We start from the raw sequence: 21,388 nt of genomic DNA, 5'->3' as shown, positions 1-21,388 counted from the left end.
ATAGAATATAAAACATAGCCTATACGATGAGAGGCGACAGGTCAGACAGGCTCCTGAAGAAGGAGATATTCAACCTCAACAGACACCTTCCATCAAGGAGGAAGACCCTCAGCGAACTCCTCAATGAGGACAGGCCACACGTCACAGGCGCCGATGGAACCAGGCACAGGTTTAAAATTGCGGAACTCGAGGAGCTTGCAGGTATGCTGACCGATGATGAGATAAAGCGCCTCAGGCTCCCGATTTACATTGAAATTGACTCTGAAACATCAGGGGCTAGGATTGCAGGGGCCACCGAGGTGAGGGTTGTCTCGGAGGTCCTTGGAAGGGATGATGAGGGTGATGAGATCTACATTTACAGACCGGAGATAAGGGTTTTAAGGGCGAGGTTCCCCACGGTCACCCAGTACATATTCCTTGTAAGGGAGCTTTAGGGAGGTTAAAGAGATGAGCAAGGATCCGCTGAAGGAGTACCTTAAGGACCCGGATAGAAGGGCGAAACTGTTCCTTTTAATGAGCGGGGGAATGATACTGAGCACGATACTCATAACCATAGGCACCATAATACTGATACTCCTCCTCCTTGGCATAATATAGCATCAGGGCTTAAGGAGGACCCCTGAATTATGGTGCCCCCCTTAACCATTTTACTATCAGTTGATGTTTCATATCAATCCTCTCCACAGAAATTCGAGGTCATGGATCATCCTCAGGGTTTTCATATTATTTTAAGGGATCCCAGGACCTTGGAGCATCTTCTGGATGCAAGTCTAAAGGCCCCCTCAGGGGTTTTATGCTCTGACATTACGGTTACGAGGGGCTCGCCGGCCTCTATAACCGCACCTGGAACCGGAAGGTCATGGACACCCTGCAGATTGATACCCGGGAAAATGCACCTTCCAGGGGCATAGAGTATCCTCTTAACGGCACACATCCTGGGGACGGGTTTTTCAATGAGTTCACCATGGAAGGCCCTTATATGGGCCTCGAGCATGTTGATTCCAAGGGATGCCTCGGCACACTCAAAGGTCCCCTGTATCCTCGGGTTCACCTCTATAACGTAGAGTTCACCATCCCTCAGGATGAAGTCCACGCCATTTGAGCCGCGCAGTGAGAAGTCAAGGATAAGGTCCTCGGCAAGGGATTCAATCTCACCTAGAGGCCCGGGGGTCATGTTACCGGCATATATGAACTGACCCTCAAAGCCCGGCACCCCCCTGTCGATGATCTGCTTGCTTGTAAGGACGGTCACCGCCTCCTGGCCTGTTGAGAGTACGGATGCGCTTACAGGCACGCCCTCAATGTACTCCTGAAGGAGGAATTCGCCCCCACACTCCTGGAGGTCCGTGACTCCAAAGCCCCCAGCCCCCCTGACGGGTTTAATGATGTATCTCTTATCAGGTGAGACCATCTCAGCAGCCTCCCCAGGGTCCCTCAGGAGGTGCGTCTCGGGGGTGAGGTAGGAGCCCCTTATCTTCCTGTAGAACCGGTACTTGTCCTCCACATGATCCGTCCTGGTGTTGCCCATCACCTTCTTCCAGGGGAGTTCCGGCGCTCCCGTGAGGGGTATTATACCATCGGCCTCATCTATGAGGTCCGATGAAATCTCAAGGAGCCGTTCCGTGCTAAATTCCTCATGGAACCTCCCGCAGCTCCTGCCGGGCTCCTGCTTCAGCATACACCGCCTCCTGGTGTAGGATCTGAAGTCAGCGGTGCAGTAATAGCTTGCAGAGATGACCTGGTAGCCGAGGCGGAAGGCTGACTCAGCAACAGGCCGTGTGTTAACACCGATTAAAAGGAGGCTGAACATCTCTAAAACCCTGAGAAAGGTTGATGAATAGTCCCGAGCGGAGTCGAACCGCTGTCGCCGGGTCCAAAGCCCAGCAGGATTACCACTACCCCACGGGACTAGCTGATGGTTAATAGGTGGTGGAGCTGGACATAAATAGGTTTCGATGGGGTGTTATGGGGAGATAGTCCCGAGCGGAGTCGAACCGCTATCGATGGATCCAGAGTCCATCAGGATTGCCATTACCCCACGGGACTTCACTGTAAAACAAGATATCAGCAAGGAATAGTTACGTGGAAGCAGTATAAATACTTTGCGGTTCAGGTTCATGGAGTGAGTTATGTGAACGGGGTTCCAGTTTTTTGAAAAATAGAATTAGAAGGGTGAGAACACCCCTATGAACACCAGCCAGGCCAGTATGGTCTTTGCAGCAAGGCTCAGTATGATGTAGACCCTCTCACCGTAGAGGTAATCCTTCCACCTCCCAACACCCCTGTACTGGAGCAGCATGTTGATGGAGAAGGTGTTGAACATCACGAAGTAGATCAGGAGTGCAAGGTAGACGAAGCTTGGCGGCTGTGTCTCTGCTGAACTCAGGGCCGCTATGAAGTAGGCTGCAATCACTATCCATGGCGTGAAACCTGAGATGCAGCCAAGGATGTACGGGGACCAGTCGATGTTCTCGGTGTACTGGTTGATCTTCTCCATGAGGTAGCCGAACATTATCATTGAGGCGTTGAGTACAAAGATCATCACAAGGGACCAGAGGTCCCAGACACCAACGAAGGTAGCCAGTATAACGATCATTATTGAACTTGAGAGGGCATACTCGTACCACCGGTAGGGGTTCATACCCCTTTTGAGGTTCTCGATGTAGCTCTCATTCCTCAAGAATGCTATTATGAAGTGAGCGGCTGCAGATATCAGGAGGAAGGATGCCAGTATAACTCCAAGGTAGCTCACCGTGAATACCACCTCAGGGTTCGGCAGAACCTGGAATGACGGCGGGTTCAGTGAGAGCACCCTGAACTTCAGATAGAAGGTGTATATGTCCCTGTCCCAGGTCAGCAGATAACCCAGGAAAACCATCAGGAGTCCCTGTACAAGGTGCAGGGATCCGGCTGCAATGTTCAGTTTACGGAGCCCCTCAAAGGTTATGGGGGAGCTCCTTATCCTTTCAAGTCTTTCCCTGTTGTCCATAAATAAAACCCCCTACAATTTAATTATATTATCCGACCCATATAAAATTAATAAATCTGATGGGAACCAGAAAGCCTGCGGTCCCCACCACCATCAGCCATGATCAGGGGGCATCCTCCGATGCCGGTGATTTACCCCAGGAACTTCCTTATACTTGCAGCCTCCAGTATCCTGCCCTGCAGGTTACCGGTCCTGTTGAGTGCAAGGGAGTGGTTGATCTCGTCGGTCACCCTTACATGTTCAGGGTCATGGCTGATGTCAGGGAAGTGCTCCTCAATTGAGCTCCTGAGTTCAGGGGGCAGGTGGGGTGAATGGGGGTTCATGTACCTGAGGGCATCATGGAAGTCCCTCTCAAATCCAGGATAGATCTCCATTATGTAGTCAAGGTCAGGGTCCGTGAGGGAGCTGAAACCAAGTATCTCAGGGGGCACCCCGATGGAGTAGAGGGCCGCGGTGAAGGTTATGGCCCTGGGGAGGGAAACCCCTCCCATACTCCTCGAGTAACCGAAGAGTCCAATGTGGAGCTTCCTCTTCCTCCTCCCGGGGACGTGCCTTGAAACCCTGTTTATCATATCAGCGAGCCTCATGACATGCCTCCTGTACTCACTGGAGTAACGGTTCACAATATCGATTATCCTCTCCCGGTCCACATCCTGGGGTTTACCAGGCTTATGTTCCCTGAGCAGCCTCACGGCATCGCTGACCTCGGCAGGGGGATGGTCGAACTTGAAGGAGGACTGTACAGTGAAGGTGAAGGCACCAGGGTAGTCCTCAACGGCGCGGGTGTTTGATGGTTTCAGGTTGCCCCTGAAGGGCGCTGAACCCATACCTATGATGGGGCAGATCATGACACTTGTCTCCTCCTCAACCTCCCCCAGGGACTGGAGGGCGACCTTGTTGAGGAGTGTGGCCGGGATCATCCCGTAGTTCATTGCAGGGTCGGACCTTGCAAGGAACACCCTCTGATGTTCAGGGTCCTTGCCCTCAAGGTACTCGGCGGTTATCCTCCCAGCTGCCAGCATACCGTCCATGTCCTCAAAGAGGGGGATGACGTTTATCTCCTCTGGACGGAACTCCCCTATCCATTCACCCACCGTCACATCATCCTTGAGCTTCAGGTTCTCCTTCCCGGCCACGAAGTCCCTGTAGTAGTGGTAGACACGGTTAAGGCACCTGCTTGAGGCCGTCATGGGGAGTATAACCTCAAATACCGGCGGCACATCCCTTTCATAGAATAGGGCTGCCGTATCATAGGATCGGGGTATGCTCTCAAGGGTTTCAAGGAGGATCTTTGCCTCGGCCCTTTCCACCGTAGGGTTGGGGACCCTGAGTGTCAGTCTGCAGTCCTCGCCGAGGATGTTCTCCCTGAAGAATGACTCGTATTCTGTGAGGAGCTTCTTGACAACGTAACTGTCCACCTCCTTACCCTCACAGTCCCACATCTGCTCATCACAGCCAAGGTGTGAGAATACATAGTAGGCCTCCTTTATCTCATCCTCCCCTCCAAGTTCAGGGCCTGATGCAAAGAATGGGGGGTTCACGTTGTCAGGGTGCTGTGTGCTCATGCATCTTGGAACATTCATAGGTTACACTCCAGTTCTCTTAAATTTACTTACTCCCCTAAAATATCTGCTGAACAGTTATATATGTCTTGTGTACTGAAGTGTACATATAGGGTATTTACGGGGATGTTCAAGTAAACAGCTCAGAAACCCGAAAAATAGAATTCAGAAAATTTAAAGTACAACTAATAAGGTCTGAAAATGAGGAATATAAGAATAGGTGACATTGAAACGGCCTATGAGGTCATAAGGAGGCCTGTCAAGCATCCAAAGATAGAACTGAGGGACGGCGGGATAAAACTCATACTCCCACATTCCTGTGATGACCCCGAGGGCATCCTGAGGAGACACGAGGCATGGATCCACAGGAAGCTCTCCTACATAAGGGACGCCAGGAGGGAGGCTGAGGGTATCAGCCTCGAGGACAGGTCAGTGGATGAGCTCAGGGAACTCATAGAGGGCCTTGCAGCTGAACTGGCAGGGAGGCTCGGGGTTGAGTATGGCAGGATAACCCTGAGGACCATGAGGACAAAGTGGGGTAGCTGCAGCTCCAGGGGGAACCTCAACTTCAACACCCTCCTCCGCCACCTCCCTGATGAGCTTGTGGAGTACGTTGTCCTCCATGAACTGGCACACCTAGTTGAGAGGAAGCATAACAGGGACTACTGGAGGATAGTCTCATCAGTTAACCCTGCCCATGAGAGGATGGAGCACCTTCTCTCGGTTTACTGGTTCGCCATAGACCGTGATGAGGGTGAATGAGGAACCTGCATCTCAGCAGGTTACATGTATCACCGCAGCCACCCTCTCTCTTTTTATGAGTCTGTTGTACTTCTCTGCGGCTTCGCATGTTGGAAGGCTGATTATCCTGGTTTCAAGGTTCATATCAGGGACCCTGAGGGCTCCATGGACCCATGTGCCCACGATGATGACATCGGGTTCCTCTTCAAGGATCTCTGATAGTTCATCCTCGGAGAGGATGTGTGATGTCCCGTACCTTCTCCTTGAGAGCTCCTTCATTCTTTTACTGACCCTTCCATCCGTGTGTATCACAAGGTCATGGGTGTACTCCCTGCCCCTGAAATTCACCCTCCCGAAGCTGCAGTGAGAGAACATGCCGTCATACCCCCTGTCCTGGTTCTATGGTTCCAGTAACGATCCCAGGCACTTTGGAGAACATCTTATCCTACGTCCTGTCAGGGAATTAGCCCTGTCTGAACACACTATCTGATCCTCCTGCACCTGAATATGACGGTCCCGCCATGGGTGTAGGGTCTGCCCGGGTCAATGCACTGCATGTATGCGCTCTCCTCGTCCCCCTCCACAGTGAGTCCGAGTTCAAGGGGGCACCAGTTCCTCTCAAGGATTGTGGTGTAGTGGAGGATGGTTGAAAGGGCATGGGTGCAGAGGGCATCCGTCCTCTCAAGGTCTATCTTGGGGTCATCGATGACTATACGGTCCCCCTCCCTGTACACCGGGCAATTCCCCCTTATCTCATGTACCCGTATCTCAAGCATAACATCACCCGTGGTGGAGTATGAACAACAAAGCTTAAATAGGTTTTGAATATATATTCATTACCATGAGACTTACAAGGAGCATGGAAAACTACCTTGAAGAAATGTACAGGATAAGGAGCCATGGCATCATAAGGACATCAGACCTCTCGGCCAAGATGAAGGTCAAACCAGCCAGCGCAACCCAGATGCTCAAGAAACTCCACGGGATGGGCCTTGTAATCCACCACCCCTACCTTGGAGCTGAACTCACAGATGAGGGAAGGAAGCTTGCAGCGGAGGTCATGAGGAGACACATGCTGCTTGAGTGCCTCTTCCATGAGGTACTGGGCATGGACCTGGAATCCGCCTATGATGAGGCATCCCGCATGAAACATGAGCTCTTCAGGGAGACAGAGCTTGCCCTCATGAGGTACCTTGGCAATCCATCAAGGTGCCCCCACGGCATACCCATACCCTGAAGGTATTTAAGGGAAGGGTGTCAAGTTAAGACCATGAAGACAGGAGCAGACAGATTCCTAGAAGAATTACCTGCAGTTGCAGAGGCATTCAAAGGCTTTAGAGAAGCTGTAAGATCTGAGGGAAAACTCACAGAGAGGGAGAAACTCCTGATATCCGTCGCATGCGCGGTTGCGGTTAGATGCGATGCATGCACCAGAAGGCACGCTGAAGAGGCCCTTGCCCGTGGTATAGGGGAGGATGAACTTGCAGAGGCGGCAGCACTCGCCGCACTTATAAGGGCTGGTTCTGCAATGAACACCGCAGCAGGGATATTCCGTGATTGATCAGGTCCTTTGAGCCCCCATGCAGCGGTCATCAGCACTTCAAAATGATTCATCAGGAACCATCACCCTATCCACACATTCACCCGTACTTCACAATGAATTTAAGGACGAATTTGAGTCCATGGAGAAACACAGCCACGGCCATAACGATCATTGCAATTAAGAGGGCGAACCTTACAGAATAGAATATGTAGATGTTCCTGAAGGTGAATGGGAAGACACTGTAGAGTGATGAAACCATAAGGTAGCCGAGGGTGTTCAGGATTATCTGGGTGAATGACCAGAGCCACTGCTTCCTGAAGAAGATAAATACAAGGTTCACGGCCAGACCCGCAGCAACCACCAGGTTTATGAGGGGTATGAGGGTGGCGAAGGAGGGGTCAATGAAGGACAGGTTCCATCCCATGATACTGTTGACGATATAGAGGACCACCATATTGGCCAGTGAAGCTGCAATGAACTCTGAAGTACTGAACTCTTTGTCCCTTAGAAATTCCCTCAGGACGTCTTTACCCATTTTTATAACTCCATGTAGCTGAAGGTCCCGGTGTACCTGAAGTTCTTAAGTTCCATGGGATCCTCAAGCACCCTGAACCCTGTTCTGTAGCCGTGGTGCTGGAGTGAGATCTGAAGGTGTGCCAGGGCTATACCCATATCGATGGGGTTCCAGCGGCCAACAAGGCGCCTCTTTATGGGTCCGGGTATTCTGCAGTAGACGTGGATCTCACCATCACCTCCTGTAAGGTACCATGGCTGGTTGTTGACTGCAGATGGAGCCAGCCTCACGGCCTCAAGCACATCATCCATCCCGGTTATATCTGTTATCTCAGAGAGGGGCTTCCTCCTGAACTCTGAGCGGCTCCTGTGAACAGGTTCACCGGCCTCTCCAAGGGCAAGGAATATTACAAATTCAAGTTCAGATTTCAGGTGACCCCCTGGTGAGGGTATCCCCTGCCAGCAGCTCCCGATCCCCATGGATGAGAGCTTCAGGTCCATCTGCTGGAGCATGAAACCGGCATTCATTTTCCCTTCATCACCATCTGCAAAGGCTGCAATATAGTGGGGTGCCGGGCGCTGCATCCCTGTCCTGACATCATCTCTTCCAACAATTTTAAGTTCAACTTCAGAAGATAAGAGCGGCTCCAGTTCCTTGAGGCTTGCTGAAACCATGTTCAGCTCCTCTTCACCGACGGGGCCAGTGTACTTCCTTGTGGACTTCCTCCTGAAGATGAAGGGGTAAAGTTCTTTCATAACGTTCTCCTTTATCATTCATAACTAAAGTGTGTTTATGTTGAATTCTGCTTCCCCAATTCTACCATGGAAGTACTTCAGGTCACCATCAGGCAGGTGCCAGGTTGCGGTGCACTCGGATGGATACAGGAAACCACCGGTATCCTGGTAGGACAGCACCTCAACACTCCAGGGGTGCTGTTCCATGTTGAACTCTGCACAGTACCTGTCCTCGGTGTAGAACTTTATGAACCGCCCCCTGTCATCGAAGGTGAAGATGCCCCCGGCGGCGGTGCCATGGTCCCGGATTCTGGCCTCAACCCTGTTCTCATCCAGCTCTGACCATTCTATGTATTCTGCAAACAGCAGTGATGGCAGGAGCGGGGCCTCTGAGAGGATGGTTACAAGGCCTGACTGGTCCATGGGGGCTCCGCCCTCATCGGCCAGTTTAAGGAATTTCAGGGCCCTTATGATCATCTCGCCATGACCCCCGGAGTAGATATCGAGGCCCTCTACCGGGATTCCGAAGAGGCGTCCATTTATGTAAACGCTCCTGAAGGGTGTCGGGGTGTTGAACTGCAGCATATCCACATCCATCCACCCCGAGCCCCTCCTTATCCTTGAATCAGCCCACCTCATGAGGAGGTTCCTGGGGTGAGGGGGTAGACCGCAGAGGTCAAGGTACCTCATGAGGATCCCGGGGACTTCCCTATCCCCCTGCGCGTAACCTTTTCTGAGTTCTTCTTCAACTTCCATTCTGAATCTTTTTCCAAGCATCTTATCATCTTCTTTCCTTGTGGTTTTCTTCAGCTTTCATTTTGAACACCTTCTTCCACAGTATTCCAGGTACCTCTCCTTTGATGCTTCCTCAAGCTTTGCAAATATGTTAAAGAGGCTTTTGACCTCTTCATCGTCAAGTGAATCGAAGAGGGATTTCACTGCTTCAGCGTCCCTTTTGTCCCTGCCGGCCCAGAATCTATGGAAACCCTCTGCGGGCTCAAGTCGGAGCATCCTCCTGTTTTGAGGGTCAGGTTTTATCCTTATGAGCCCCTTATCCTCAAGGCGGACTGCGAGCTGCTTGACGTTCTGGTGGGTGGTGCTCATGGCATCAGCCATCTCCTGCATTGAGGGGGGCCTTTCAAAGACGTTTCCAAGGATCACCATGAAGAGCCACTGCTTTGCTGTTATGCCATCTTCGCGGAACTCGCGGCTCACTATGTAGCTCCAGCGCTGCTCGATGAGGAAGAGGGCTACCAGTATGTACCTCTCCATGGACTCCCTTGTCTCCCGGTGTTCATCCCGTATTGCCTGCATATCCTTCATCCAGTGTCAACCTCCCTGATGTGATTGCCATTCCCCGGTAGAAAATCCCGGTGACGGCCAGGCCTGTGAAGGTGAGGACCATAAAGAAGGCAGCCTGCCCCCAGCTGAATGGGACCCCCTCCATGGCCATGAAGGCCACCATTGAGAGTATGGCTGTTCCCAGTAATGATACCTTGACAAGGAATACCGGTGCAAGTATGTAGCCCCACACTTCTCTCTTCAGGAGGAAGTATGATGTGAGGAGGGCCGCTGGAACCACGACGCCGAGGTCGAGTGCCTGTATGACGAGGGTTGTGTAGCCCTCAAGGGCCCCCGGGGCCATGCCGGTTATCAGGGAATCTGTGATCATCTTGATCCACATGGCTGCCAGCATTAATCCGGTGAGGGTGAGGTAGATGGCTGTGAAGCCTGATTTTTTTTCATCAACCTTAACCCTGTAGGTGGTTGTGAACAGCTCTCCCATGAGGCCGTAGAGTGATAAGGCAAGTATGCCCACATACAGGAGGAAGAGACTGTTGTAGGATGCGAGGAAGGCCATGGAGGCATAGGTGTAGGTGAAGTAGAACATTCCACCCATCCACAGCAGCCTGGCTTTGGCCGAGGAACGGCTAAGGTATGCTGAAATGATTAGGAGGGGGATCCCTGTGGTGAGTGTCACGAGGTCCTGGCCCATCATCTGTGCAGTTGCTGATAATGAGTCGTTGATGTATGTATTCTGGTCCAGGAGGCCAGATAGTGTTGCAAAGAGCCCCATAAGTGTTATGAGGGCTGTTAGTGTATGGATCTTATTTATTTTCATCTTCTCAAAAACTCCTATGGTAATATATTACATGTTTAGGTAATATATTACATTCTTCCCATATAAATGTTTCCGGTTGTGTTTAAGTTAATGGGCATCACAATTTTCTATAGGATAACTTAAGGTTCTGACATGGAACCTGAACCTGGGGGTGATTGAATGGAACTTAAGGTTCTGACATGGAACCTGAACCGGGCATCCTACAGGCGGAGGAAACTCTGGAGTTATATGGGGGAACTGGAATTTGATGCAGGATTTTTCCAGGAGGTCTACATGATACCCAATGAGGTAAGGTGGAATTACCATACCTTCCGCGGGGAGATGAACACATTACTTCTTCATAAGGATCTCATGCTGGATTCCATGAAAAGGAACTACCTTGAAATCTCAGACAACCACTGTATAGAAGATTTTTATGTTTCCTGCAGAATAGAAATCGGAGGAAATAGTCTTTCCCTCTTTAGCATATACAATTACATTGGGCCAGCAGATAGTGACTTTTCTGAGTTCCTTGACCTCCTGTATAACTACATTGAGGAGGGAGAGGACCTGATCATAATTGGCGGTGATTTCAACATCAATAAAAACTTCAGCCCATCCCTGAGGAGGTTAGCACTCCTTGCAGAGGAGATGACCGGAAGACTCTCTGAACTTGGATTCAGGGATGTTCTCAGGGAGGAGGAAGATCCATTCACATTCATGACACCTAACGGGGGGAAATACCAGATTGATTACCTCTTTGTCCCGGAAGGAGTGAAGATCCTTGACGTCTGGCACCCTCCGGCAGGTGAAATTATAGAGACCAGGCCAAGGTTATCTGATCATATACCCCTCAGGGTAACCCTGGAGATCTAGCACCCTGTGATTAATTTATTAAATATAATTTTACATAACCGGTGCATTGAATGGCACTAAATGGCCTCTTCAGTTGATTGATCGATTCCGATTTTTTGAACATTTAAAGGGCTTTCCAGATTAACCTTTATTATGCGTGTATTAATGAGTGAGTCATGCAGTACATGAACCCGGACCTTCTCTCAAGGGTCAGGGAGAAGCTTTACGCTGCCACGAAGAGCTCAGCATTCGCACTATCCCCCGATGGAGGATCCACACCGACAGCACCATCAAATCCAGGACAGCCACAGGCACCGGGTACATCAGCAGACAAGGGGGAGCCACATCACGAGGAATCACAGGGTTCAGATGTTTCAACATCAGCACCTGGAGTGGAGGCAGCAACTCATTCCTCAGCGGGCGAAAACCAGGGTAAGGCCTATGAGGTCAGCAGCGCCTCAGGTTCAGCTAACCCGGAGACCGGGCTACCTGTCTATGCCATAGTTGGTATAGTGGCGATAGTGGGCCTTCTAGGTCTGGGGTACTTCTTTGGACCTGGAAGAACAGATTAATTTTAATTTTTTATTTTTCAGGAAATATGTGAGGATATCCATTATAACTGCGGGGGTCTTCAGCTGCCATGTAAAACAGTACTGTTTTCATGAGGTCCATTAAGAAAGATTTATATATGGACTTTTGGAATATACGATATGCAAAAAATTACATTTCGAGGTTGGTCTATGATAGTCATCAATAGGGAGAAATGTAGCGGTGTTGAAAACTGCGCGGGAAAAGGCCTCTGCATTCTCATCTGTGAAAAGGATGCAATAATTGAGGACAACGGATTTCCCCTTGTGATAAATGATAAATGTGATAATTGTAGGCTTTGCATCTCTAACTGCCCAAACGGCGCTATTTCTGAGGTAGATACTGATGTTGGTTAATGAAAGGATGGGTTCTGAAAGGAGGACACTGAATTACAATCCGGATCTATGCACGGGTTGTGGGTTATGTTCAGAGACATGCCCTGTGGACGCTATAGATATAGCTCCTCTTCTCCCAATAGCGAGGGGTTTAATCAAAATGAACAGAGTGTCCTTCAACAAGGAGAAGTGTGTTCTATGTGGGTTATGTGCTTCAGTATGCATCTTCGGAGCCATAGATCTCCAGAAGGATGGTAAAAGCATAAGGGGCGCCGATGAATATCCGTTCTGGGACTTTAAACTTGAAATTGATGACGAAAAATGCTTTTTATGCGGTAATTGCGCCGATGCATGTCCAAGGAATGCACTCTTAACCATCAGGGATCTTCCTGAACGTAAATCCCTTGTAAAAGGGGAGATAAATGTATCAATGGAAAAATGCATCTATTGTGGTGAATGTGCAGCTATGTGTCCTGTATCAGCCATTGAAATAAGCTGGAGAGACCCGGATTCATCAAATATGGCGATAGCCGATGGAATCCGGGTGGATGAGGATAAATGTCTCTACTGCGGCATATGCAAAAGGATATGTCCTGTTGGCGCCATCCGTATGAGCTGTCTGACATGCATGTATAAGGAGGAACTGAAGGCCACTGTTGAGGGTGCTGTCATAACAATTGATGAAAAATGTGCTCACTGTGGTTGGTGTATGGAAATATGCCCGGCAAATGCGATCACCGTTAAAAAACCCATCAGAGGAACCATAGGCCAGGCAGATGAGCGATGCAGGGGTGAGTCATGCCACGCGTGTGTGGATGTTTGTCCCTGTAATGCAATCAGTATAATAAATGGTACTGCCCGGATCGATGAGAAATTCTGCGTATTCTGCGGAGCATGCTCCAGTGTCTGTCCCGATGGACTCCTCTCTATTGAAAGGTCTGAACTAAGGATCAGGAATCTAAAGTCAGTGGCATGGGAACACATCATAAAGACGGCACTCCAGAAATAAATGCCCGAAATTGCCATTATACTGGTGCTATTATGATACTTGATGATATACTGGATGAGATTGAGAACATGCCTGAAATCAGAGTAAGGGATGTGGCCATAGGCAGATCATGGACGGCTGTTTGGAGCAGCTCCTGCGGTATAGCCAGTAATAATGGATTCATCAGAGATTTTGAAATTCCAGAGATGACTCATGAATTACTTGAACTTTCAAGGTCATGGGACCCATTTTATTCCAGCCTGGGAATTGCTACTGTTAACTCAGTGATCGAGGGAGGTGGTAAACGATGCAATGCATTTGATATACTGATGGAGGAATGCCGAAATCGAAAAATCGCTATGGTGGGTGAATTCCCACGCCGCTACACTGACAGGATAAGGACGGTTTCGGACGAGTTCTATATTCTGGAGATCAATCCATTTAAGGTCAATCCTAAAAGGGGTGTTTTTCCTGAAACAGCGGCTGAACAGATTATCCCCCGGGTTGATGTACTTGCAGTGACTGGCAGCACACTGGTCAATCACAGCACAGAACGTTACCTTGCACTGGCAGAACTTGATGCTTTTGTGGCTATCATAGGACCCACAACGCCAATGACAGATGTTTTTTTTGAATACGGGGTTGATATGATTGCAGGGGTTGAAATAACTGATCCTGTTAATATTCTAAAGAAAATAAGGTTCAATGAGGGCATGTTACATGAAAAAGATGGAGGAATAATCTACAGGGTAATGGAGGCCTGATCATGGATAAGAAGATAATGGCGTTTGTAATAGGGTTGCTGATCCTTTCAGCGGTTACAGGAGCGTATCTTATCACAGGAAATTCAAAGACTATGAAGGGATCAGAGATCACAGTCCTTGCAGGGGCAGGGCTCATGAAACCAATGAATGAGATAATAACTAATTTTGAGAAAAAGACAGGAAAAAAGGTTAATGTTCAGTATGGGGGTTCAGGAGAACTTCTTGCAACACTGATGACATCAAAAAAGGGCGATGTACTCATAACAGGCGAATATACGACAATGGACAAGGCAAAAGAAAAGGGTTACATAATCAATGATACCATTGTGAATGTAACCTCACATAAACCCGTCATAGCCGTTAAAAGGGGAAATCCGAAGAACATAACCTCCCTTAAAGATCTGGGTAAAGAAAACGTGAGAGTTGCGATAGGAGATCCCAAGGCATGCGCGATAGGCAAAGTCGCCCAGAAAATGCTTGATAAAGAGGGCGTAAATATAAATGAAAATTTAGTTGCAAAGACTCCAACAGTTAATCAGCTCTTAACATACATCCTCTCAGGACAGGTAGATGCAGTTATAATATGGGAGGACATGTTGACATGGAACAACAGTAAATCAAAGCTGGAAATGATTGAAATCGAGGGAGCAAAGAACCAGACAATACCCGCAGCGGTCACTTCAATTTCAGGAAACGTTGAAACATCAAAAGAATTCGTTGAATACATTAAATCAGATGAGGCCAGGGTTATATGGGAAAAATGGGGGTTCAAAGTCATTTTCTGATTTAAACCAGGATCTGATACCATGATACATGAGTTTATCAGGGATAAAATGAACTATCTGATACATTCGTCAGCCATGGAGTCCACATATGTCGAGATCTCTGTGAAGAACCCTCTCCTTGATACATCAACCATCAAGGATTATCCTCTTGTTGAGGGGAGAGAGGTCATGCTCAGAGCGACTCTTGAAGATGGTACTGTAGGGGAGTGCTTCACAGCTACTCCCACTCATTTCAGAGGAACCCTCGGGGAACTTTTAGTAAAAGGGAAACAATCGTGTTTGATAGCTACTTTCAATGCACTCATGAGGAAGAAGGGTTTCATTGATAGGACAGTTCACTGCACTGGAAACGCTCCTGAAAGGTGTGCTGAATTACTTTCAGATTACCTTGAATTGCTGGGATATGACAGAGTTGCTTTGCTTGGGTTTCAACCGGCGTTTGTAAGGAAACTTCACGAGACATTTGGAGACAGATTGCAGGTTACAGATCTGAATCCTGGAAATAAGGGTAAAAAATATGGTGTAGATGTATTTGATGCAAAAAAAAGCAATAAGAAGATAATTCATAATTCTGATGTTTTAGTGGTAACCGGTTCTACTGTAGCTAACGGTACATTTGAGGATATCATGGCCATGGCATCAGATAAAAGAGTAATATTTTATGGAACAACGATAGCAGGGTTAGCAGCACTGATGGGAGTTGAACGGTTTTGTCCATTGAGCGAGTGAGTATTTTCAGAGGTACTTGCAGATTCTTTGCGGTCATCTTTGTGGCCACATTTTTTATAATATGTATTTCACTCTGGACAGTATCCTCTCCGCAATCCATCCTGAATTCATTCACAAGTGCTGATATGATCCACTCAGTGAAATTATCTCTTTTAACATCCACTATAACAACAGTGATTGTGATGTTATCTGCGCTGCTCATTGCTTATTCACTATCAGAGGACTCCTTCAGAGGGAAATCCATTGTTAAAACAGTGCTGGATATTCCTATAGCATTCCCTGAAATTCTTATAGGTATAATGCTTCTCATATTTCTTGGAAACACCCCTCTAAATTATATGATGGATGGACTCGGTATTCAGATAGTCTTCACGGATCTTGGAGTCATCTGTGCACAGTTCTTTGTCTCTTTACCGTATACGGTCAGAATATGTTACTCCACATTCTGTAACATAGATAGGAGACTCAAATTTGTTTCCCGTTCCCTTGGATATACAGAATTTGAGACATTCAGGAATATCATGATCCCTTTATCAAGGGATGGAATATTAGCTGCAACAATAATTACCTTTTCAAGATGCATAGGCTGCTTTGGAGCGGTACTGATAGTTGCTGGAGGTACCTATCAGAAAACAGATACGCTGCCTATATCTCTGTATCTTAATTTATCCTATGGAAACGTGGAGATGGCTGTGGCATCCGGTATCTTCCTTATGATAATTTCATTCATAACAATATTTTTCCTTGAAAAAATGGGGGCTTATGGGAATGAGTTTTCTGGATATAGATAATTTAGAAATCGACCTTGGCGAATTCGTAGTCAGGGTAGATGAACTCCACCTTTCGAGGGGAGATTATCTTGTTATAATCGGCCCGACTGGTAGTGGTAAGTCTATCTTTCTTGAGACCATCATGGGGTTCTTTGAACCGATTTCGGGGACGATATCTCTTGATGGGGCGGATCTAACCACCCTCCCACCTGAGGAACGTGATGTTAGCATAGTATATCAGGATCACTGTCTCTTCCCTCACATGACCGTGGAGGAGAATATAGCCTACGGCCTTCGTAAGCAGACAGAGATGAAGGAAAATATTCACAGACAAGTCCATGAAATCGCAGCTATGATGGGTATAGATCACGTACTGAATAGATACCCTGGAACCCTCAGTGGAGGTGAGCTCCAGAGGGCATCGATAGCAAGGGCAATCATAGTGAATCCCCGATTGCTATTGATGGATGAACCATTCAGTGCCCTTGACCAGAGAACAAAGATATCCCTAAGAAAACTTATCGCAGATATCAGGGATAATTTTGAAACCACTGTGATCCATGTTACACATGACCTTGATGATATATGGTGGCTTTCAAATAAGGTGGCGGTGATGAACCATGGAAAAATCATTCAGATGGGTAAAAAGGAGGAAGTCATCAATAAACCATCGCCCTACTTTGTTGCAGATTTTCTGGGTGCTAATATACTTGAAGGGACTGTTGAAGGCCAGGTGAATGGGCTCACCTCTGTAAATGTTAATTCAAATATCTTCAGGACAGTTGACTGCGGGGAGGGGTCTGTGATACTTTCCATCAGACCAGAAAATATAATGATAGCAGCTGATCCGTTTATGGCATCTGCACAGAATATCTTCAAGGGTACAGTTGAAGACATTATAGAAACTTCAAGGATTGTTTATGTAAACTTGAGGATAGGGGATATAGTTCTGACCTCGGCTGTAACTCCAGGCGCAGTCACTGAGCTTGGTATAAGAACGGGCGAAGAGTTTCAAGTTCTGATTAAAGCCACGAATGTCTGTATCATAGGAGAAAAAAATAAAAATGGTTAGCAGATATTTATTCGCCTTTAATTGATTTAACCCTCTCAAGGATCTGTCTAAGAGTATGTTCGTTGCTCTCTGTTTCAGGGAATGGTGATGTTGTGAATGCCTTATGGTGGATGGGAACATTGTCAAAGCGGTAGAAGGTGCCGCTGGACTCCATAGCATCAATAACTCCAGGGATCACAACATCAGATACAAGTGTTGTTGGACATGGGGCAATATCTATGCATATTACAGGAATCTCTTTCATATACTCAACGCATTCTTTGGGGAGGTGAGCTCCAAGATCTGAACATATAACGAGGACCGCATCGGATTCTTTTCTCTGGAGAAGATCGACTATAGTTGTTTCTCCGGGGTTGTAGCGTGGATAACCCCTTGTAAAATCAACACCAAAGGGGAAACCATACTCCCATGAAGCCACCTGATTAAATCCTGCAACATTACAATGACCTCTTATGGCTCCTATTGTAAATTTGGTGTGTTCATTAAGTGCAGCTACCAGTTTGAGAACCATCTCAACGTTTCTATGCTTACCTTCTGATGATGCAAGTCCAAGACCTCCATAGATGGCTCCAAACTGCGCATTCAGCATTATGTCTGCGACTTCCTTTATGGTTTCAACTGATATCCCTGTTATACTCTCAATACTCCTGTGCGGTTCATTGCCCCTTATAACTGTAAGCAGTGCTGAAAAAAGTTCATAATCTGAGTTTGGTTTCAGCTGCAGATGGATATCGGAGGCTTTAGTTGTTGCTGTTTCACGGGGATCCACGGAGATGACAGTTCTATCTTTTTTACCACGTTCTCTGAAAAATCCGCGCATGAATATGCTGTAACGTGACATGTGGCGAGGCATGGAGTCCATAACATTTGTACCCCAATAAATGATGACGTCAGCTCTATTCTTTATCTCACCTGCCGTAGCAGCGCTCTGTCCAGCTTCCTGGATTCCCATTAATGTGGGGCCATGACATATGGTTGCATTTGAATCCACCATGGCATTTAGATACTCACCAAGTTCAAGACCTGCAGCCATGGCTTCAGTTGACATCTCACTACCCATGAATAGGGTTGGTCTTTTTGACTCTGTAAGTATCTCTGCTGCAGCGTCAAGGGCTTCATCCCATTCTGCGGATCTGAAACCACTTTCAGTTTTAATCTGGGGTCTAAGTATTCTGTGGGAGCTGACCATCTCCTGAAACTTTGCATTCCCCATCCTGCAAGCATTCCTTGTTTTTATTGTTTTCCCATCATAGAGAACCTCTATGTCATCACAAGACCCTCCGCAGACGGGACATGTCACATTTTTATAGACGCTCATTTTCCCACCCCGTATTCCTCTACAAGTTCCTCGGCACTCAGGATCCTTTCACCTTGTGAAGCCTTTCTAAGATAAACCGGCACTCCTTTATACATTGGGGAACCGGTTGACTCGGTATACGGTGGCGTTAGCACATTGGCCCATATACCTCTGGGTATGAATATTGTTCCCATCTGGATTCCAGGGTCCTCAACAGCTCTCAGAACAACTTCATTTCCATGTGATGATACGACAACATTTTCGGGTTCACCTAGGAGCTTATAGTCTTCAGGACTAATACAGCAGCGTGCACATTCATCTATATAATCATCTGTGAGTTTATTGCCTCCCTTTATTATCTGCCCTTCACGGATCGTACTTCCACTGTTGTAGATTACTTTAATTCCCTTTTTTGTGATGACTCTCCCTTCATCGGTCTCATTCTCTAGAATGTGAAGGTTCTTATTATAATTGATGTATAGATTACCCTCCGGATTTTTTTCGGATAGATCTCCTTTGAATAGGATCATAAGGGATCCATCTTCTTTGAATGTTGAGATCTCCTTGAATCCCGGGAGGAGAGAGGAGATCCGTCCATGAATTTTGATGATACCTGATACCATCTCTGCTCCGGGGGCCCTTCCAGCATCCCCGCGTACTGTTATTTCACCCCCATTCATTCGGATGCCGCAGAAATTACCTGCATCTCCACCTATATAAATTTCTCCGGCCATCATACCACCCCCAATATTGTTCCCTGCATTACCCTGTATAATGATTTTACCTCCTTTCATGCCACGCCACTCTCCCCTATATGCGCAGCCAACATAATCCCCCGCGTTTCCATTAATTTTTATGGTGCCACCATGCATTTCCATGCCGATCCATGAAGAAACATTTCCATTTACCTCTATTTCACCGCCTTTCATTTCACAGCCAAGCTGGAGTCCGACATCGCCGTTTATGATGATTTTTCCGGATTTCATCCCTGAACCGATATACTTCACCCTGCTGACATCCCCATCGATCCGTATTAACTGATCTTCATGGGATGTCTCTGCTATCTCAAAAAATTCGCCTAGGGGTCTTTTGATGTTCCCTTCGTATACTTGAAGGGAACGAATTTCATCAAGATCCAGCCCTTCAAACAGATCGGGTCTTATGGTATCTGCTTCCAGAGGTATCTGGAAATCTGATTTTGGTACCAACACAAATCCCATCTTTTTTCACCTCATGTTTATCTTTTCAGACAAGCTGGACAGAGATCCAGCTCATTTCTTTTTATGAAAGGTTCGTTGCAAAGATTACAGATTTCAATTATCTTCTTTTCTTTTTCTGGAACGATCACATCAACAAAATACCAGGAATATAGATTTTCACCGGCTCTTATGAGTTCTGGATTCACTTCTTCTGCGGATACCTTGCGGGTGTTCATGTACCATTCATGTATGATCGGGTAATTGACGGTCTTTTCAGGATCCAGTATTATTCTAAGAGCCTGGACTGTTTCTCCAGGCATACCCTTTCTGTTGATGATGACAGCCATTTTTCCAGTGTCCAGGATATTCAGTCTCCCATTTCCTATTGTTGATTTGCATATGGCCTGGAATGCGTCGGGTAAACAGTTTGTCGTTTCACATGTAACATAAATTTCTTCATCGACTTCAAAATCAAGGACCTTCCTGGCTATTAGTAACATATGAGCTCCTATGACACTGCCCGGGCTTGCGAACCCACTGAAATTTTTTATTAAATCAAGGTATTCTCTGACCTGCCCCACCTTTGATCACCACACGATATGCATATATCTGCATCTCGTTGTATATGGGAGGTACTATAAAAATTTTTTTATAAATTCTAGGAATTTAGATCGACGATAATTTCTCCGTCCCTTGTCACTCCTATTTCAAAATCGCTTTTAACAACCCTGTGAACGATCCTGTGGCTGGCCTTTTCCCTTATCAGAAATGCGAGTGTAATTGAGTCATGTATTACATGTATGCCCTCTTTATTTGATTCTTCCAATAATCTCTTTATAATTTCATCAAGGGTATCCCCGCGTCTGCAAAGTATTCTTACAGGTGATTTTAGGAATTTAACAAAATCTAGAGTGTTCCGGGATTTCTCTATGTTCTCCATGGCCTTTCTTTCTATTGCTGACACGTTCTGTCTTGTGGTCTTCAATTCCCTTGCAATCTTCTTCTGGGACCATCCCCTCTCCCTCATTTCAAGAACGGTTTTCTGTCTTTCGGTTAGGAAAGTTTTTTTACTCAGAATTATCCCTCCTAGCTCGATTATTCAAATTATAACCATTTAGGAGTATGACGTTCCCTCCTTATCAGGGCCCCTTTCTTCTCGATTTCCATGTATTCAGCCACAATTTTTGGATTTACAACAGTTTTTGAGTGATCTTCATAGGCACTCAGAAACCTTTTTATAAGGTGTTTTTTGTCATTCATGGACATCTGTGAGTTACTATCCATTATGAAGAAGCATAGTTTTCCAAGATCATCATAGGGATTCCCATAGTGTATATATTCAAAATCAACCCCAAAAATTTCTTTTTCTGTGAATATGAAGTTTTTAAGATTGCAGTCACCTTTTAAAAGGGTCTTTGACTGTTTTTTTATACTGTGGATTTCTGAGAACCACTTTCCAAGGCTTTCTGTCCATGTTGTGTCTGCCCTAGATATCAGGTCTCCAATGGTTTTTCCTTCGATGAACTCCTCAATCAAGATATTCTTGGATACACCAAGTATTCTAGGCACTCTGACTCCTTTATCCCTCAGTAGTTTCACATTTTCTGATTCGAGGTAAGATTTTTCGCTGGTTTTGTGTACTTTGACGATGAAACTTTCTGTACCTGATTGGATTAAGTATACATGGTTTCTCTTACTTTCAAGTCTTTTAAATCCATGAATCATCATATCTGCATTTCACACCCAGTTATTCTTTTAAAACTGATCTTTCTCCTCGGCAGAGTACTGCAGTTCTGTGGATTCACATACCTATTTATACACG

The 21,388-nt window shown here is 46.8% G+C and carries 29 protein-coding genes and 2 tRNA genes; 14 read left to right on the top strand and 17 right to left on the bottom strand.

Going from position 1 to position 21,388, the window contains the following annotated elements:
- The first annotated feature begins 26 nt into the window (after positions 1-26).
- Both N5910_RS06760 and N5910_RS06755 read left to right on the top strand, forming a co-directional pair.
- Positions 27-434 carry a DUF61 family protein gene (locus N5910_RS06760; RefSeq protein ID WP_074359254.1) on the top strand — a complete coding sequence of 136 codons (408 nt, stop codon included), beginning with the start codon at positions 27-29 and terminating at the stop codon, positions 432-434.
- Between the two features lie 13 nt (positions 435-447).
- Complete coding sequence (locus N5910_RS06755) at positions 448-597, top strand: hypothetical protein (protein WP_261599450.1); 150 nt, start codon at positions 448-450, stop codon at positions 595-597.
- A gap of 121 nt (positions 598-718) precedes the next feature.
- Here the strand turns inward: N5910_RS06755 and N5910_RS06750 are convergent, their stop codons facing one another.
- The 5 genes from N5910_RS06750 to ppcA form a co-directional block, all read right to left on the bottom strand.
- Positions 719-1,810: an ATP-grasp domain-containing protein gene (locus tag N5910_RS06750; RefSeq protein ID WP_074359253.1), complete on the bottom strand. Its 1,092-nt coding sequence runs from the start codon at positions 1,808-1,810 to the stop codon at positions 719-721.
- Between the two features lie 28 nt (positions 1,811-1,838).
- Positions 1,839-1,910 (bottom strand) — tRNA-Gln (locus N5910_RS06745).
- Positions 1,911-1,974: 64 nt separating this feature from the next.
- Positions 1,975-2,046: transfer RNA gene (locus tag N5910_RS06740), tRNA-Gln, on the bottom strand.
- A 118-nt stretch (positions 2,047-2,164) separates the two neighbouring features.
- Positions 2,165-2,989 carry a heliorhodopsin HeR gene (gene heR, locus N5910_RS06735; protein ID WP_261599449.1) on the bottom strand — a complete coding sequence of 275 codons (825 nt, stop codon included), beginning with the start codon at positions 2,987-2,989 and terminating at the stop codon, positions 2,165-2,167.
- A 131-nt stretch (positions 2,990-3,120) separates the two neighbouring features.
- Positions 3,121-4,572, bottom strand: a complete 1,452-nt coding sequence (gene ppcA / locus N5910_RS06730) for a phosphoenolpyruvate carboxylase (protein WP_191216092.1) — start codon at positions 4,570-4,572, stop codon at positions 3,121-3,123.
- Positions 4,573-4,752: 180 nt separating this feature from the next.
- Between ppcA and N5910_RS06725 the strand changes: the two genes are divergently transcribed.
- Positions 4,753-5,313 carry a M48 family metallopeptidase gene (locus N5910_RS06725; protein WP_074359251.1) on the top strand — a complete coding sequence of 187 codons (561 nt, stop codon included), beginning with the start codon at positions 4,753-4,755 and terminating at the stop codon, positions 5,311-5,313.
- 12 nt (positions 5,314-5,325) lie between these two features.
- On the opposite strand, the gene N5910_RS06720 is transcribed toward N5910_RS06725, so the two are convergent.
- Complete coding sequence (locus N5910_RS06720; protein ID WP_074359250.1) at positions 5,326-5,667, bottom strand: Mth938-like domain-containing protein; 342 nt, start codon at positions 5,665-5,667, stop codon at positions 5,326-5,328.
- A 107-nt stretch (positions 5,668-5,774) separates the two neighbouring features.
- Positions 5,775-6,068 carry a TIGR04076 family protein gene (locus N5910_RS06715; protein WP_074359249.1) on the bottom strand — a complete coding sequence of 98 codons (294 nt, stop codon included), beginning with the start codon at positions 6,066-6,068 and terminating at the stop codon, positions 5,775-5,777.
- Between the two features lie 65 nt (positions 6,069-6,133).
- Here N5910_RS06715 and N5910_RS06710 point away from each other — a divergent pair, with 65 nt between their 5' ends.
- A complete protein-coding gene (locus tag N5910_RS06710; protein WP_074359248.1) occupies positions 6,134-6,529 on the top strand; it encodes a metal-dependent transcriptional regulator in 396 nt (131 codons plus the stop codon).
- A 33-nt stretch (positions 6,530-6,562) separates the two neighbouring features.
- Positions 6,563-6,853, top strand: coding sequence for a carboxymuconolactone decarboxylase family protein (locus N5910_RS06705; RefSeq protein ID WP_074359247.1), 291 nt, complete (start codon positions 6,563-6,565; stop codon positions 6,851-6,853).
- A gap of 79 nt (positions 6,854-6,932) precedes the next feature.
- On the opposite strand, the gene N5910_RS06700 is transcribed toward N5910_RS06705, so the two are convergent.
- Genes N5910_RS06700 through N5910_RS06680 form a run of 5 tightly spaced genes read right to left on the bottom strand, consistent with a single transcriptional unit; the run spans position 6,933 to position 10,205 of the window.
- Positions 6,933-7,370: a hypothetical protein gene (locus N5910_RS06700; RefSeq protein WP_261599448.1), complete on the bottom strand. Its 438-nt coding sequence runs from the start codon at positions 7,368-7,370 to the stop codon at positions 6,933-6,935.
- 2 nt (positions 7,371-7,372) lie between these two features.
- Positions 7,373-8,104, bottom strand: a complete 732-nt coding sequence (locus tag N5910_RS06695; RefSeq protein WP_074359245.1) for a nitroreductase family protein — start codon at positions 8,102-8,104, stop codon at positions 7,373-7,375.
- Positions 8,105-8,128: 24 nt separating this feature from the next.
- Entirely contained in the window at positions 8,129-8,860 is a 732-nt protein-coding gene (locus N5910_RS06690; RefSeq protein WP_074359244.1) for a DUF6544 family protein, read from the bottom strand.
- Positions 8,861-8,896: 36 nt separating this feature from the next.
- The gene (locus N5910_RS06685) at positions 8,897-9,406 is read right to left on the bottom strand and encodes a MarR family transcriptional regulator (RefSeq protein ID WP_074359243.1); all 510 of its coding nucleotides are present in this window, start codon (positions 9,404-9,406) and stop codon (positions 8,897-8,899) included.
- A complete protein-coding gene (locus N5910_RS06680; RefSeq protein WP_013296122.1) occupies positions 9,378-10,205 on the bottom strand; it encodes a hypothetical protein in 828 nt (275 codons plus the stop codon). The genes N5910_RS06685 and N5910_RS06680 overlap by 29 nt, the downstream gene beginning before the upstream one ends.
- Before the next feature lie 159 nt (positions 10,206-10,364).
- On the opposite strand from N5910_RS06680, the gene N5910_RS06675 reads away from it, so the two are divergent.
- The 9 genes from N5910_RS06675 (at position 10,365) to N5910_RS06635 (ending at position 17,070) form a co-directional block, all read left to right on the top strand.
- Complete coding sequence (locus N5910_RS06675) at positions 10,365-11,060, top strand: endonuclease/exonuclease/phosphatase family protein (protein ID WP_013296121.1); 696 nt, start codon at positions 10,365-10,367, stop codon at positions 11,058-11,060.
- Between the two features lie 155 nt (positions 11,061-11,215).
- A complete protein-coding gene (locus N5910_RS06670; RefSeq protein ID WP_048901217.1) occupies positions 11,216-11,611 on the top strand; it encodes a hypothetical protein in 396 nt (131 codons plus the stop codon).
- 168 nt (positions 11,612-11,779) lie between these two features.
- Complete coding sequence (locus N5910_RS06665; RefSeq protein ID WP_048175579.1) at positions 11,780-11,983, top strand: ATP-binding protein; 204 nt, start codon at positions 11,780-11,782, stop codon at positions 11,981-11,983.
- Positions 11,973-12,971, top strand: coding sequence for a tungsten-dependent formylmethanofuran dehydrogenase subunit FwdF (fwdF, locus tag N5910_RS06660; protein ID WP_013296119.1), 999 nt, complete (start codon positions 11,973-11,975; stop codon positions 12,969-12,971). Before N5910_RS06665 ends, fwdF begins: the two co-directional genes overlap by 11 nt.
- Positions 12,935-13,714 carry a Rossmann-like domain-containing protein gene (locus tag N5910_RS06655; RefSeq protein ID WP_231855379.1) on the top strand — a complete coding sequence of 260 codons (780 nt, stop codon included), beginning with the start codon at positions 12,935-12,937 and terminating at the stop codon, positions 13,712-13,714. Before fwdF ends, N5910_RS06655 begins: the two co-directional genes overlap by 37 nt.
- A gap of 2 nt (positions 13,715-13,716) precedes the next feature.
- Complete coding sequence (gene modA / locus N5910_RS06650; RefSeq protein ID WP_010876557.1) at positions 13,717-14,499, top strand: molybdate ABC transporter substrate-binding protein; 783 nt, start codon at positions 13,717-13,719, stop codon at positions 14,497-14,499.
- Between the two features lie 21 nt (positions 14,500-14,520).
- Positions 14,521-15,228: a Rossmann-like domain-containing protein gene (locus N5910_RS06645; protein WP_013296118.1), complete on the top strand. Its 708-nt coding sequence runs from the start codon at positions 14,521-14,523 to the stop codon at positions 15,226-15,228.
- Positions 15,229-15,353: 125 nt separating this feature from the next.
- Positions 15,354-16,019 carry an ABC transporter permease gene (locus tag N5910_RS06640; protein ID WP_231855378.1) on the top strand — a complete coding sequence of 222 codons (666 nt, stop codon included), beginning with the start codon at positions 15,354-15,356 and terminating at the stop codon, positions 16,017-16,019.
- On the top strand, positions 15,973-17,070 hold the full coding sequence (locus N5910_RS06635; RefSeq protein ID WP_261599447.1) for an ATP-binding cassette domain-containing protein: 1,098 nt from the start codon (positions 15,973-15,975) through the stop codon (positions 17,068-17,070). The genes N5910_RS06640 and N5910_RS06635 overlap by 47 nt, the downstream gene beginning before the upstream one ends.
- A 7-nt stretch (positions 17,071-17,077) precedes the next feature.
- Here N5910_RS06635 and N5910_RS06630 read toward each other — a convergent pair whose 3' ends face one another.
- The 5 genes from N5910_RS06630 to N5910_RS06610 form a co-directional block, all read right to left on the bottom strand.
- Positions 17,078-18,388, bottom strand: a complete 1,311-nt coding sequence (locus N5910_RS06630; protein ID WP_010876552.1) for a formylmethanofuran dehydrogenase subunit B — start codon at positions 18,386-18,388, stop codon at positions 17,078-17,080.
- Positions 18,385-19,587 carry a formylmethanofuran dehydrogenase subunit C gene (locus N5910_RS06625; protein ID WP_013296115.1) on the bottom strand — a complete coding sequence of 401 codons (1,203 nt, stop codon included), beginning with the start codon at positions 19,585-19,587 and terminating at the stop codon, positions 18,385-18,387. The genes N5910_RS06630 and N5910_RS06625 overlap by 4 nt, the downstream gene beginning before the upstream one ends.
- A 17-nt stretch (positions 19,588-19,604) precedes the next feature.
- Positions 19,605-20,147: an FmdE family protein gene (locus N5910_RS06620; protein ID WP_010876550.1), complete on the bottom strand. Its 543-nt coding sequence runs from the start codon at positions 20,145-20,147 to the stop codon at positions 19,605-19,607.
- A 77-nt stretch (positions 20,148-20,224) separates the two neighbouring features.
- Entirely contained in the window at positions 20,225-20,641 is a 417-nt protein-coding gene (gene tfx, locus N5910_RS06615; RefSeq protein WP_074359241.1) for a DNA-binding protein Tfx, read from the bottom strand.
- 29 nt (positions 20,642-20,670) lie between these two features.
- On the bottom strand, positions 20,671-21,294 hold the full coding sequence (locus N5910_RS06610; protein WP_013296113.1) for an RIO1 family regulatory kinase/ATPase domain-containing protein: 624 nt from the start codon (positions 21,292-21,294) through the stop codon (positions 20,671-20,673).
- Positions 21,295-21,388: the final 94 nt, after the last annotated feature.

Origin of the sequence: Methanothermobacter wolfeii (genome assembly GCF_025397995.1) — an archaeon.
Lineage (GTDB): Archaea > Methanobacteriota > Methanobacteria > Methanobacteriales > Methanothermobacteraceae > Methanothermobacter > Methanothermobacter wolfei.
The sequence above is the reverse complement of the archived record's forward strand: the minus strand, read 5'-3'. Positions and strand labels throughout refer to the sequence as shown.